Here is a 12,302-nt window from a genome sequence, read left to right on the forward strand (position 1 = left end):
TTATACCCTTTGAGTCATGACAACCGGCAATCTCTATATCATTTCCGCACCTTCAGGGGCTGGTAAAACCAGTTTGGTTAAACAGTTAACGGAGGAGCTCGACAAACTGACTGTTTCGATTTCCCATACGACGAGGCAACAACGTCCCGGAGAAGTCGACGGGCAGGATTATTTTTTTGTTTCGGTCGACGAGTTTAAGACAATGCTTTCCGAGCAGGCATTTCTTGAACATGCTCAGGTGTTCGATAACTATTATGGAACCGCTCGGCGGACCGTTGAGGAAAGTCTTAATCAAGGGATCGATGTGATACTCGAAATCGATTGGCAAGGGGCGCAACAAATTAAAAAAATACTGCCGGATTGTATTGCTATTTTTATTTTACCTCCTTCGGTTAGCGTACTGGAGCAGCGCTTGCGTAATCGAGGACAGGATAGCGAGGAAACAATTGCTCGGCGCATGCGCGATGCGGTGACGGAAATGAGCCATTACGGCGAATACGATTATTTGATTGTCAATGATGTATTCGAACGCGCACTGAATTCGTTAATAAGTATCGTCGTTTCGCATCGTTTTCATATCGATAAACAAAGGGAAGCATTGCAGAGTCTGTTACAGGAGCTATTGAGCCGGGAGTAAAAAATAAACGGTTCAAATGGCATTTCTGCGACTTCCAGTGTTTTGCGGCGCCTATCGCCTTTTCTTCGGTCTGCAAATGTAATATCGGAATGGTTTTTTCTGATCCGAGGATCGTTTTGCCAGCAGCGGTGAAAATATTCGCGCACGATAATCATTTTGCCGTTAATCGGTTGTTTGTTGTGCTTTTTTATCACTCTTGCTCCGGCCGAATCGGGTTCGTTTCCTTTGTTTTGCTCTTTCAGAGCGTCGAATATTTATTTTTTAGGATTTCGAGATAAAAAACGCCCTGGAACTATGCGCTTTGTTGAGGGTTCGGTAACTCGCTTGACAGGACGCTGTGAATACGTCCTTGTAGGCTTGACGGCGGCGACTGATTGCCAAGGATGGCATGAATGCAGATTTTGCAGGAGCAAAAATCTGCCCTGCCGCCGACACCTGCCAATCGAGCAACCGAACCCTCCATAAAATAGGGAAGTTATTTACAACCAAATCCTTACAGAGTAAAGACTCATGCATGAGATAGCGTCTCGGTTTACGCAATCGGTTATCACCCAAATTAGCGATTTGGGTAACGGTCTAATCAACGATACTTTTTTAATCGATACGGTATCCGGGCGTTTTGTTTTGCAACGGATCAATCGCCGGGTTTTTGCCGAGCCTAAGTTGATCATGGCCAACTTGAGCGAACTGAATGACTATATAACGCAAGAAGCTGAATCCGACCTTAAGCTGCGTATTCCTGCCATCGTCAAAACAATTTCCGGAGAATCTTATTATCAAGATGAACGAGGCGAGATCTGGCGAGCGCTGCAATATCTCGAAAATACAATTAGTTTCGAAACGGTCGACGATATCAAGCAAGCCGAGCAAGCAGGATTTGCGTTAGGCTATTTTCATCGTTTAGCCGGTGGATTGAGTGTCGAACGTTTGCACGATACCTTGCCCGGTTTTCATATCGCGCCGGATTATTTACGGCAATATCGACAAGTTCGTCAGAAGGCGGCAATTCAAGATTCATCAGAGGTTCGGTATTGCGCTGATTTTATCGATCGACTACAAGCGTTGCCGGAAGTGTTGGAAGATGCAAAACAAAGGGGAATATTGGCCGTGCGCGTGATTCATGGCGACCCTAAGTTGAATAATTTTTTGTTCGACCGCAATACGCATCGGGTTGTCAGTCTAATCGATTTGGATACCGTCAAGCCCGGCCTGGTTCATTACGACATCGGCGATTGCATCCGCTCGTTATGTCATATCGAAAGCTCCGACGAATTCGATACGGCGATTTGCGAAGCGGTGTTAACGCATTACTTGGCCGAAACGCATGCGTTTTTTACCGAACACGACTATCGCTATCTTTATCCGGCGATACGGCTGATTCCATTCGAATTGGGTTTGCGGTTTTTTACCGACTATTTGTCTGGCGATGTTTATTTTAAAGTTTCCGAGCCGAAACAAAATCTATGGCGGGCTGTAGCTCAATTCAGATTTTGCGAGAGCATTGAACGGCGGAAGACATCTATCGAACAAATCATAGAAAAACTAGCTCCGACCGCTTTGAAATTTCAAGTGCGAAAATGATATTTATGAAATAATTCGCGGCTTTAAATCATCTTACCGAAGTAGCATGCTGCGACTGACCGAACTCAAACTGCCGCTCGATCATCAACCGGACCAACTGAAAACCGCGATTCTCGAAAAATTAGTCATTGAACCTTCCGAGCTACTGAAATTTACGATATTCAAACGCAGTTATGATGCCCGCAAGCGCGGCGCGATCATGCTGATTTATTCGGTGGATGTCGAAACCACGAAAGAAGCGGAAATTATGCAACGTTTAGCCAAGGATCCGCAGGTTCGTCCGACGCCGGATATGGCTTATCGCTTTGTTGCGAAGGCGCCCGAAAGTCTTATCAAACAGCCGGTTGTCATCGGTACCGGGCCTTGCGGCTTGTTTGCCGGTTTGGTTTTGGCGCAAATGGGATTTCGTCCGATTATTTTGGAGAGAGGCAAAGCGGTGCGTGAACGGACTGTCGATACTTTCGGGTTGTGGCGTAAGCGAGATTTTAACCCGGAGTCGAATGTGCAGTTCGGTGAAGGCGGTGCCGGTACATTTTCGGACGGTAAGCTCTATAGCCAAATCAAGGATCCGGGTTATCGCGGTCGTAAAGTTTTGACCGAGTTCGTCAAGGCCGGTGCGCCGTCTGAAATACTCTATGTCAATAAACCGCATATCGGTACGTTTCGGTTGGTTTCAATGGTTGAATCGATGCGCACCGAGATCGAATCCTTGGGCGGTCAAATTCGCTTTCAAAGCCGGGTCGAGGATATTGAAATTGATAATGGACAGGTCAAGGGCGTAGTGCTTGCCGGAGGTGAGCGTATCGATACCGAGCATGTCGTGTTGGCGGTCGGTCACAGTGCGCGGGATACTTTTAGCATGCTGTATCGACGGGGTGTCTATATTGAAGCCAAGCCGTTTTCGATCGGTTTTCGTATCGAACATCCTCAATCGATGATCGATCAATGCCGGTTCGGGCCGCAGGCTGGACATCCGCTCTTGGGTGCGGCCGATTACAAGTTAGTGCATCATTGCCGTAACGGTCGCGCAGTGTATAGTTTTTGTATGTGCCCGGGCGGCACGGTGGTCGCGGCGACTTCGGAACCCGGTCATGTCGTGACCAACGGCATGAGCCAATATTCGCGCAACGAACGTAATGCCAATAGCGCGATCGTCGTCGATGTTGATCCGGCCGATTTTCCCGGGGGGCCTTTGGCCGGGATTGAGTTTCAACGACGATGGGAGCGAAAAGCTTTTGAATTAGGCGGCGGTAATTACGATGCACCGGGGCAATTAGTCGGCGATTTTTTGGTGGGTCGGCCTTCCACCCGTTTAGGTTCGGTATTGCCGTCCTATACGCCGGGGTTGCATTTATGCGATTTAGCCTTGGCGTTGCCGGATTTTGCGATCGAGGCGATCAGAGAAGCATTGCCGGCATTCGACAAACAAATCAAAGGTTTTGCAATGCATGATGCGGTATTGACCGGTGTCGAAACAAGAACGTCTTCGCCGATCCGTATCAAGCGTGATGTCGACTTCCAAAGCCTAAATACCAAAGGCTTGTTTCCTGCCGGAGAAGGTGCCGGCTATGCCGGCGGCATTCTTTCCGCGGCTGTCGACGGTATCAAGGTGGCGGAAGCGGTCGCTTTGGCAATGGTTAATCCTTAACGGCTTCTGTTTTGCTGGCGGTAGTTTTTTTGTTGTTCCTGACGATGCCTCGGATGACAAACAATGCTAATAGAATGAAACCGTAAAACAAAGGTCGGGTAAGGTCGGCTTTTACGGTCAAGGCGAAATGCAAAATAGCGAGTAAGCCGATTACATAGACAGCGCTGTGCAGTTTTTTCCAGTTTTTCCCGAGCTTTCTCATCATGTTATTGGTTGATGTAACAGCCAACGGGACGAGCAGTAGATAAGCCAATAAACCCACCATTACAATGGGGCTGTTGTAGAGGTCTTCAATAATGAGAGCAAAGCTGAACGAATGTTCGAAACCGATAAAGATGAGAAAATGCACCGAGCAATAGAAAAAAGTGAACAAAGCGACGACGCGCCTGTATTTTTGCAGGCCGGGTCGTTTGAAAATCATCTTAGCCGGCGTAAACGCCAGCGTAATCAGCAGAAACCTTAACGACCAGATGCCGCTTTCTTTCGCCAGCGCTTCGACCGGGTTAGGCCCGAGCGAGTCGGTCAAGGCATTCCATAGCATCAGCAGAAAAGGAAGCAGAGCGATTATAAAAATGACGCATTTTATTTCGAAGGTCGATAACTTGTTCATCCGACCGCCGATTTCGGATATCCGTGATTATTCATGGGGGCAATCACCGGTTGGTTTTTGTTTTATTTTTAAGCCAATCTTAACCGTGGCTTAAAAATTAACTTACCACTTTATCGAGATAAGACAACAGCTATCCCGCTCATTTAACCGATATAGCTATCCACGCCGGAAAGCAATAGGTCGTATTGCATCTCGGTCGTTTCCTTGATCAAGTAAGCCGGCACGCCTTTGACGATGTTGCCGGGGTTACCGACCCAGCCGACCGCATCCGAAGGGCCAAGACTTAAGACATAGCCGATATCGCGGTGCATATAAGGCAAACAAAAACGGGTCAATCCGGCTTCCAGCAGAATGTTTTTAGCGGCGGCGCGGCCTTTGCGTAAAGCCGATTGAGCCGTCATCGAGTTCGACCCCATCATGTCGTAATGCGAACAATCGCCGGCGGTAAAAATCCGCGTCAATGTTTGCTTGCCTAAGCGAAGTTGTCCAGAACTGTTAGCATGCCATAGCGTTTGCGGTTTTTTTCCGGTGAGCCGCAAGGTTAGCTGCGAATCCGAAATATCACGACGTTCGCCCTGTTCATGCACCAGACACGCCATTTGTTCGGCGCTACTTTCAAATCGCCACTCCGGCATGAACGCGATACGCTTTTCAATCATACGTTGTTCGACATAATCGCCGAATGCATGCGGAAATCGGTCCAGCAATTTTGCATGTGCATCGTACACATTCAGCCGAAAATCGGCATGCATCGCTTTTAAGACATGGTCTATTTCAAAAGCGAACTGGATGCCGGTCGGGCCGCCTCCAATAAGGTTGATCGTTTTTTCCGGTCCGCCATTGCTAACAAAGCGTTCAAGAATTTCGGCCCCTGAATTCAGTGTCAATGCGGTCAAATTATAAAAATTGGGCAGGTTCAACTCGGTATCGGATGAGGCTCCGGTTGCGATCAATAAAAAATCGAAAGACAGTTGGTTATCGCCGAGATCAATTGTCCGTTCAGCTTGCCAGTCTTGCACCCGGCCTTCATCGATATCGACGGCGTATTGCCTATGGTCGAATTGAAAACGTTCGGCCAATGTCTTATAGGAAATGCGAATGCTTTCCAGAGGTCTATGTATGGTTTCGTGTAGTCTCGTGATGATCAAGTGCCAAGGTTTCGGGTCGATCAACGTGATGCGTGCATCGGGGGACGCTTTTCTCAGCGTTATCAAGGCCGACAATCCTGCATAGCCACCGCCGACGATGACGACATGTAACGGTTGGCCGCCTTGGGTTTCGGAGCTATCAATGGTGTCGTGCGTGGATGTCGTATTCATGGTTTCGCTGGCTTAAGAGGTTCGGGTTACTGAGTTCGAAGTATATATTATCGTCCGAGACTGGCATTCGAAAAATTTAAGGATAGACTGATAAGTAGAAAATGATATTGCCAACTGATGACCTGCTATAAAAAATCACTTTATATCGTTCGCCGCGACATGCGTATCGATGACAACACGGCTCTCAATGAAGCATTGCGCTTGTCGGAACAAGTGCAGGCTTGTTTTATCTTCGATCCGTATCAGATTGATGAGCATCCTTACCAAAGTAGGCCGGCGCTGCAATTCATGCTACAAAGCCTGGACGATTTACGGGAGCAGTTTAGAGAGCGCGGCGCATGTTTGACTATTGTGCGAGGCGAACCCGAGAAAATAGTAAAAGATTGGGTGCTTGCTTGCGGTATCGAGGCCGTATTTGTCAACCGTGACTACACGCCGTTCAGTCGGCATCGCGATTATCGCTTGCAGCAAGTTTGTATCGAGCTCGACATCGCATGGCATTCATGCGCGGATGTGCTATTGAACGAGCCGGAACAGGCCCTCAAAAGCGATGGCTCGGTTTATAAAGTGTTTACCGCTTTCTACAATAATGCGCGAAGGATTCCTGTCGGCTTGCCGCAAACTTTGGCGGAAGGCCGTTTTTGCGTGCCGCCGGAATGCCCGTTGTACGACTACGAACCACTCAAAACGAATGCCGGTCCGAACTTGCGGGGCGGGCGTCGACAGGCGTTGGCAATTTTCGATGCCCTGGAAAACCTTAAAGAGTATCAAAACCGGCGGGATTACCCGGCTTTGGCCTCGACCAGCCTGTTATCGGCGCATTTGAAATTCGGTACCGTTTCGATACGCGAAGCTTTCTATGTCGTACAATGCGTGCTGGGTGACGGCCATCCCTTGCTGCGTCAATTTTACTGGCGCGATTTTTTTACGCATATCGCCTACCATTTTCCCGAGGTATTCGGGCATGCATTCGTGCGCAAATATGACGCATTGCCGTGGCGAAATGATCAGGCACAGTTTTATGCCTGGGCCGAGGGAAGAACCGGTTTTCCGATCGTCGATGCCGGGATGCGCGAATTGAATCGAACCGGTTATATGCATAACCGGGTGCGGATGATTACCGCGTCTTTTTTAGTCAAGGATTTACATATTAGTTGGCGCTGGGGCGAACGTTATTTCGCGCAGCACTTGGTCGATTACGATCCCTGTGTGAATAACGGTAACTGGCAGTGGGCCGCGTCGACCGGTTGCGACGCCCAGCCTTATTTCAGAATTTTCAATCCTTGGCTGCAACAACAGAAGTTCGATGGGGATTGTGAGTATATTTACCGGTGGATACCCGAATTACGCCCGTTCGCGCCGAGTATTATTCACACTTGGGATAAAAAGTTTGCGGCCTGCGATTATCCGAAACCGATCGTCGATCACCGGCTCGAAAGCGAAAAAGCCAAGGAAATGTTTCGCATGTGCACAAACTAAGAAACCTAGAAAAACATCTCGCCATGAAGAATAAGAGCTTAATTCAATAACTTGTCATTAGGTTGTGTAAAATTTTCGCTCACCCGAAAGGTTAGCTGCAATGTTTAGGTAATCTCTTGAAATACCTCATCAACCTCATGTGCTTCATGGTTGAACTGCCGAATTTAGGTGAAAGGGTAAACTTTGTGGAGTCGAAACCATAGTAGACGCATCGCAATCTTTTTTAAGCTTGGTGGCTCCGGAATGCTTGCGAAATGGACGGCAAAACGGTATCTACACTATTCAAATTTCAATGTTCGAACACAGGAAAACCATGAAACGTATCATATTAATCGGATTGTTATTTTTAACGGGGTGCGTTGATTTGCCGGAAGGTATTACGCCGGTCGGCAATTTCGAAGTCGAGCGCTATCTAGGTAAATGGTATGAGATAGCTCGACTCGATCACCGTTTCGAAAGAGGTTTGACCCATATTTCCGCAGAATACAGTTTGAGAGACGATGGCGGCCTTAAGGTAGTCAACAAGGGTTACAATACCGAATACCAGGAATGGGATAGCGCCGAAGGGAAGGCTTATTTCGTTGGCAGGCCCGATATCGGCCGCTTGAAAGTTTCTTTTTTCGGGCCGTTTTACGGCGGTTACAACATCATTGCGTTGGATAAGGAAAACTATAATTATGCGATGATCGCGGGTCCCGATCGCGATTATTTATGGATTTTATCGCGGACGCCGACGCTAGCCCCAGAGATTGTCGAGCGATTGGTTGCTGAAGCGAAGGAGTTAGATTTTGCGGTCGATCAGTTGATTTATACCGAACAAACACAAACACCGTGAAGCTATATCGCCTTTATCGACGCCAATCATTGAGGCTTTCTTTGTCGGAAGCGTGGGATTTTTTTTCGTCGCCCCATCATCTGAATGACATTACGCCGGAATTTTTCAACGTGAGGATTACGTCCGACGTTCCGGATCGAATTTATGCCGGTTTATTGATCGCTTATCGCATGAAGGCGGTATTCGGCTTTCCGATGACATGGCTTTCGGAAATTAGCCATTGCGATGAACCTAATTATTTTATTTATCAACAGCGAATCGGGCCTTTCAAATTTTGGAGCCATGAAGTGCGTCTGACAGAACAAGACCAAGGCGTTGTTTTAGAAGATGTCATGTTTTATGCGATGCCTTTGGGTTGGCTAGGCGTTATACTCAATCAATTATTGATTGCCGACAGACTCGACCGGATTTTTGCGGTCCGGCGGGACTATATCGAGGCAAAATGGGGGAGTGATGATTAAACGGGAGATATTGATAATGCTATGTTTTGCGTGGTTCATTAAAAATGCTCAGGCAGAAAGCGCGCCTGGCTTGGTAGACGGTCACTTGAAAAATTGCCCGGGTTCGCCTAACTGTGTGAACAGTGAACAGGACGATATTGAACCGATAGCCTTCGGCGACCTTTCGGCGGATGAGGCCTGGCAAAAGCTGCAGCAGGCAATTAGCGGTGAAGGGGGCGAGTTGAAAAGTGTTTCCGGCGACTATCTCTGGGCGATTTTCAAAACGCCGATGCTGCGTTTTACCGATGACGTCGAAGCTAGACTCGATTCCGGTAATCGGCAAATTCATTTGCGTTCCGCATCGCGTGTCGGTTATTCCGACTTTGGAGTCAACCGTAGGCGTCTGGAATCGATTAAAAACCGTTATCAGCGGTTGTCGAAAACAGCAGATCGATAGCGCATGGATATAGCGCCATGGAGAGACTATGATGAAAGAACACGCACATAAAATCAGGGTTGGCATCAGCAGTTGCCTGCTTGGCGAGGAAGTCCGTTTTGACGGCGGTCATAAAAGCAATGCCTATATTCGTAAGACCTTGAGCCACTATTTCGAGTTTGTGCCTTTTTGTCCGGAGGTTGAGAGCGGCATGAGTATTCCACGCCCGACGATTCAGCTCAGATATACCGACCGAGGCGTCCGTTGCGTCGGCGTCAAGGACCACAGTATCGATGTGACCGATCAATTGCTTGGTTGTGCTGAGCAGCAGCGGCACTGGCTTTCCGGATTATGCGGGTATATCTTGAAGAAGGATTCGCCGAGTTGTGGAATGACGCGAGTCAAAATATATCGAGAGGATCATGCCGATCGGGTCGGCACGGGCATTTTCGCGCAATTCGTCAAAGACAATTTTCCGCTGATGCCGATGGAAGAGGAGGGGCGTTTAGGCGACCCGAGGTTGCGCGAGAATTTTATTCAACGGGTTTATGTGATGTATCGCTGGAAATTGTTGTGCGCTGAGCCGATTACACCGAGTCGGCTCACTATTTTTCACAGCCAACATAAACTGATTGCGATGAGCCACGATCAGAACGAGGCTAGGGAACTCGGGCGCTTAGCCGCCAGTGCCGTTAAAGGCAACGCCCAGGAAATTGCAGGGCAATATGGTACTGACTTAATGCGCTGTCTCAAGAAAACGGCAAGTCGGGGTAATCATGTCAATGTGTTACAGCATATTCAGGGTTATTTGAAAAAATCGCTCGATGCGGACGACAAAGCCGAATTGACTGAAACGATAGAGCGTTATCGCTTGGGGCTGTTGCCGTTGATCGTGCCGATCACGTTGCTTCGTCATCATTTTCGCAGGCAGCCGGACCCGTTTATCGGGCAATCCTATTATATGTCGCCTTATCCTGAAGAATTGACGGTATTGAATGAGATTTAGGATTGGGCTCTATATTATTTTTCTTTTTCATTCTTGCGATAATGGATGAAAGGTGAAAGGTGAAAGGTGAAATGTGTTTTCTGCGGGAGCGATCACCAGATTCATCTATTGGCAAACCTCGTAGCTTCAAGGTGTTATTTGTCACTAAATTGCAAGTTTAGCCAGTGTTCTTTTAGATGCGCATTTTTCTGGCTTTTTGTTTAATCATCGTACTGTGGTCGACAACGCCTTTAGCGATTAAATGGAGTGGCGAAGGTCCGGGGTTTTTATTCGGCGTTGCCGCGCGTATGGTCATTGGACTGGCTTGTTTGTTGCCTTTTGTCTTGTTTGCCCGGCGCAAATTTCCTGTCGATCGAAAGGCATGGTTGACTTATTTTGCGGTTGCGTTGCAAATTTACGGAGCGATGCTGTCGGTTTACTGGGCCGCACAATTTATTCCGTCCGGTTGGATCTCGGTCATTTTCGGGTTGACGCCTATGTTGACCGCGTTCATGTCGGCATTATGGCTCAATGAACGCAGTCTTGGCTTATTGCAATTAATTGCTTATGGTTTGGGGCTTGCCGGCTTATTGGTGATGTTCGGCACGGCTATGGATATTAGCCGGGATGCCGCAATGGGTATTGGCGGCGTGACGCTTGCGTCATTTTTGCAATCGGCCAGCTCGGTTTTAGTCAAACGCATTGGTGCGGCCTTGCCGTCGGTAACGCAAGTGACCGGCGGTTTGTTAGTAGCAGTGCCGTTGTATTTGATTACCTGGTACCGAGGCGACGGCGTTTGGCCCGATATCATTCCGGTGCAGAGTCTGTTATCGATTGTATATTTAGGAGCCGTTGCCACGACAATTGGATTCGCTCTGTATTATTATGTGCTGATCCATGTTCCGGCGACAAAGGTTGCCTTGATCACCTTAGTGACGCCGGTTATGTCGCTATTGATCGGCAATGCGGTCAACCGCGAACCGCTTAATGAAAAGGTTATGATTGGCGCCGGATTAATCATGGGCGCCTTGCTGCTTCATCAATATAGCGGGTTATTCAGGAAAGAAAAAAACAAAACAGCGATCAGAAGGGCTTGATGAAGGCTATGTTTGCATTAACAATTGAAAGCACGAAATACAACGGTAATGCCGACTTTTGATTTACTATGGTCATACTTTAAATCACAGCGATCGTTCCGGAGGGCTAATGCTGGACTTTTTAAAACCGAAAAACGTTAAAATTGCCGAGTCAGTCGCACGACTATTCCATCCGATTCTTCACGACATAAGGTCTAGTAATGACGGGGCTTTGCCTGTATCGGTATTGCAGGATGATTATTTGATCGGCTATTTAGCGGGGTCGGTAGCAGTGGCCGCGACTTTTGCGGGCATAACGAATCCCAAGATAAACGGGCTTACCAACCTACACTTTTTTGAACGCTTGTTTCCGAAGCATGGCATGACTATTTGTCGGCAGCACCCGGAAAAAATGTCTTCTTCTGAAGAATATTTATCAGCCTACCAAGAAGGAGTTGAAAGTTTTAATAAAGTAATTGGTAGCTTAGAAGAAAAGGGGTTAAAAAACATAACTGCTAATGAAGTGGATTTAGGATCATTAAGCGAGCATATAGCGCATGTTTACCCTTTAACAAGCTAGAAAGCCAAAAATATAGCCGGTGGAAGTCTGGGGCTGTTATGAATTAATCTAGAAAAAGCTTTTTACCATGATGCTCGTAAAAAATAATTATTTAATTCAATGACTTGTTGTAGGTTTGTGTCGGTTGTATAGAGGGTTCGTGCCGCACAATATGCCGAGTGTGGAGCGAATCGGCGGCTAATTTTGATTAGCGAACAATATAAAACAGCCGGTTGGTTTAATTGCCAACCGGCTGTTTCGTTTAACGAAGCGGGTTATTTTTTAGCGGGATCGCTAAGTAAAATATCGGCCTTATTGCTTTCAACTGTTTTTTCTCCGATTCCGGAAACATTGGCCAATTCCTCGGCGGATTTAAAGTCACCGTTTTCGGTTCTGTATTGCACGATCGCTTCTGCTTTTTTCAGACCAATGCCTTTCAGTGCTTCGGAAATCGTTTGAGCATCGGCATTGTTGATGTTGACCGGTGCCGCAAACGCGTTAAACGAAAGTAAAGCTAATAAAACTATTATTTTGTTCATATTTTCTCTCTTATTAAGATTGCTTAAGTGGAATTAAATATTTGAACAGTCTAAGTTTATAGCCAACCACGGTCCACGATCGCCTTAATCTATTCGCTAGTAATGATAGTTGTCCGGTTTAAAAATTCAAGAATATTTTGCGAAAAACCTAGCAAAAA

13 protein-coding genes are annotated in these 12,302 nt (G+C 47.3%); 10 read left to right on the forward strand and 3 right to left on the reverse strand.

All coding sequences use genetic code 11. From position 1 onward, the window contains the following. Nucleotides 1-16: 16 nt before the first annotated feature. The 3 genes from gmk (at nucleotide 17) to MEALZ_RS01840 (ending at nucleotide 3,866) form a co-directional block, all read left to right on the forward strand. On the forward strand, nucleotides 17-637 hold the full coding sequence (gmk, locus tag MEALZ_RS01825; protein ID WP_014146880.1) for a guanylate kinase: 621 nt from the start codon (nucleotides 17-19) through the stop codon (nucleotides 635-637). 510 nt (nucleotides 638-1,147) lie between these two features. Further along, on the forward strand, nucleotides 1,148-2,218 hold the full coding sequence (locus MEALZ_RS01835; protein WP_014146881.1) for a phosphotransferase enzyme family protein: 1,071 nt from the start codon (nucleotides 1,148-1,150) through the stop codon (nucleotides 2,216-2,218). Between the two features lie 46 nt (nucleotides 2,219-2,264). Beyond that, the gene (locus MEALZ_RS01840; RefSeq protein ID WP_014146882.1) at nucleotides 2,265-3,866 is read left to right on the forward strand and encodes an NAD(P)/FAD-dependent oxidoreductase; all 1,602 of its coding nucleotides are present in this window, start codon (nucleotides 2,265-2,267) and stop codon (nucleotides 3,864-3,866) included. Here MEALZ_RS01840 and MEALZ_RS01845 read toward each other — a convergent pair. Further along, a complete protein-coding gene (locus tag MEALZ_RS01845; protein WP_014146883.1) occupies nucleotides 3,856-4,476 on the reverse strand; it encodes a protein-methionine-sulfoxide reductase heme-binding subunit MsrQ in 621 nt (206 codons plus the stop codon). The genes MEALZ_RS01840 and MEALZ_RS01845 overlap by 11 nt on opposite strands. A gap of 143 nt (nucleotides 4,477-4,619) precedes the next feature. After that, complete coding sequence (locus MEALZ_RS01850; protein ID WP_014146884.1) at nucleotides 4,620-5,795, reverse strand: NAD(P)/FAD-dependent oxidoreductase; 1,176 nt, start codon at nucleotides 5,793-5,795, stop codon at nucleotides 4,620-4,622. A gap of 117 nt (nucleotides 5,796-5,912) precedes the next feature. Between MEALZ_RS01850 and MEALZ_RS01855 the strand changes: the two genes are divergently transcribed. From MEALZ_RS01855 to MEALZ_RS01885, 7 genes are all read left to right on the forward strand, one after another. Next, on the forward strand, nucleotides 5,913-7,274 hold the full coding sequence (locus MEALZ_RS01855; protein ID WP_014146885.1) for a cryptochrome/photolyase family protein: 1,362 nt from the start codon (nucleotides 5,913-5,915) through the stop codon (nucleotides 7,272-7,274). Between the two features lie 313 nt (nucleotides 7,275-7,587). Further along, complete coding sequence (locus MEALZ_RS01860; RefSeq protein ID WP_014146886.1) at nucleotides 7,588-8,109, forward strand: lipocalin family protein; 522 nt, start codon at nucleotides 7,588-7,590, stop codon at nucleotides 8,107-8,109. After that, entirely contained in the window at nucleotides 8,106-8,570 is a 465-nt protein-coding gene (locus MEALZ_RS01865) for an SRPBCC family protein (RefSeq protein WP_014146887.1), read from the forward strand. Before MEALZ_RS01860 ends, MEALZ_RS01865 begins: the two co-directional genes overlap by 4 nt. A 16-nt stretch (nucleotides 8,571-8,586) precedes the next feature. Beyond that, entirely contained in the window at nucleotides 8,587-9,006 is a 420-nt protein-coding gene (locus tag MEALZ_RS01870; protein ID WP_046061316.1) for a DUF1499 domain-containing protein, read from the forward strand. Nucleotides 9,007-9,034: 28 nt separating this feature from the next. Beyond that, nucleotides 9,035-9,991 carry a YbgA family protein gene (locus tag MEALZ_RS01875; RefSeq protein ID WP_014146889.1) on the forward strand — a complete coding sequence of 319 codons (957 nt, stop codon included), beginning with the start codon at nucleotides 9,035-9,037 and terminating at the stop codon, nucleotides 9,989-9,991. Between the two features lie 176 nt (nucleotides 9,992-10,167). After that, nucleotides 10,168-11,067: a DMT family transporter gene (locus MEALZ_RS01880; RefSeq protein WP_014146890.1), complete on the forward strand. Its 900-nt coding sequence runs from the start codon at nucleotides 10,168-10,170 to the stop codon at nucleotides 11,065-11,067. A 109-nt stretch (nucleotides 11,068-11,176) separates the two neighbouring features. Next, complete coding sequence (locus MEALZ_RS01885; RefSeq protein WP_014146891.1) at nucleotides 11,177-11,626, forward strand: hypothetical protein; 450 nt, start codon at nucleotides 11,177-11,179, stop codon at nucleotides 11,624-11,626. A gap of 254 nt (nucleotides 11,627-11,880) precedes the next feature. On the opposite strand, the gene MEALZ_RS01890 is transcribed toward MEALZ_RS01885, so the two are convergent. After that, complete coding sequence (locus MEALZ_RS01890) at nucleotides 11,881-12,144, reverse strand: ComEA family DNA-binding protein (RefSeq protein WP_014146892.1); 264 nt, start codon at nucleotides 12,142-12,144, stop codon at nucleotides 11,881-11,883. Nucleotides 12,145-12,302: the final 158 nt, after the last annotated feature.

It is taken from the genome of Methylotuvimicrobium alcaliphilum 20Z (genome assembly GCF_000968535.2).
Taxonomy (GTDB): domain Bacteria; phylum Pseudomonadota; class Gammaproteobacteria; order Methylococcales; family Methylomonadaceae; genus Methylotuvimicrobium; species Methylotuvimicrobium alcaliphilum.

Bases quoted from the DNA above. Each gene is read 5' to 3' on its own strand.
- gmk (WP_014146880.1), top strand. From the start codon at position 17: ATGACAACCGGCAATCTCTATATCATTTCCGCACCTTCAGGGGCTGGT.
- MEALZ_RS01835 (WP_014146881.1), top strand. From the start codon at position 1,148: ATGCATGAGATAGCGTCTCGGTTTACGCAATCGGTTATCACCCAAATT.
- MEALZ_RS01840 (WP_014146882.1), top strand. From the start codon at position 2,265: ATGCTGCGACTGACCGAACTCAAACTGCCGCTCGATCATCAACCGGAC.
- MEALZ_RS01845 (WP_014146883.1), bottom strand. From the start codon at position 4,476: ATGAACAAGTTATCGACCTTCGAAATAAAATGCGTCATTTTTATAATC.
- MEALZ_RS01850 (WP_014146884.1), bottom strand. From the start codon at position 5,795: ATGAATACGACATCCACGCACGACACCATTGATAGCTCCGAAACCCAA.
- MEALZ_RS01855 (WP_014146885.1), top strand. From the start codon at position 5,913: ATGACCTGCTATAAAAAATCACTTTATATCGTTCGCCGCGACATGCGT.
- MEALZ_RS01860 (WP_014146886.1), top strand. From the start codon at position 7,588: ATGAAACGTATCATATTAATCGGATTGTTATTTTTAACGGGGTGCGTT.
- MEALZ_RS01870 (WP_046061316.1), top strand. From the start codon at position 8,587: ATGCTATGTTTTGCGTGGTTCATTAAAAATGCTCAGGCAGAAAGCGCG.
- MEALZ_RS01875 (WP_014146889.1), top strand. From the start codon at position 9,035: ATGATGAAAGAACACGCACATAAAATCAGGGTTGGCATCAGCAGTTGC.
- MEALZ_RS01880 (WP_014146890.1), top strand. From the start codon at position 10,168: ATGCGCATTTTTCTGGCTTTTTGTTTAATCATCGTACTGTGGTCGACA.
- MEALZ_RS01885 (WP_014146891.1), top strand. From the start codon at position 11,177: ATGCTGGACTTTTTAAAACCGAAAAACGTTAAAATTGCCGAGTCAGTC.
- MEALZ_RS01890 (WP_014146892.1), bottom strand. From the start codon at position 12,144: ATGAACAAAATAATAGTTTTATTAGCTTTACTTTCGTTTAACGCGTTT.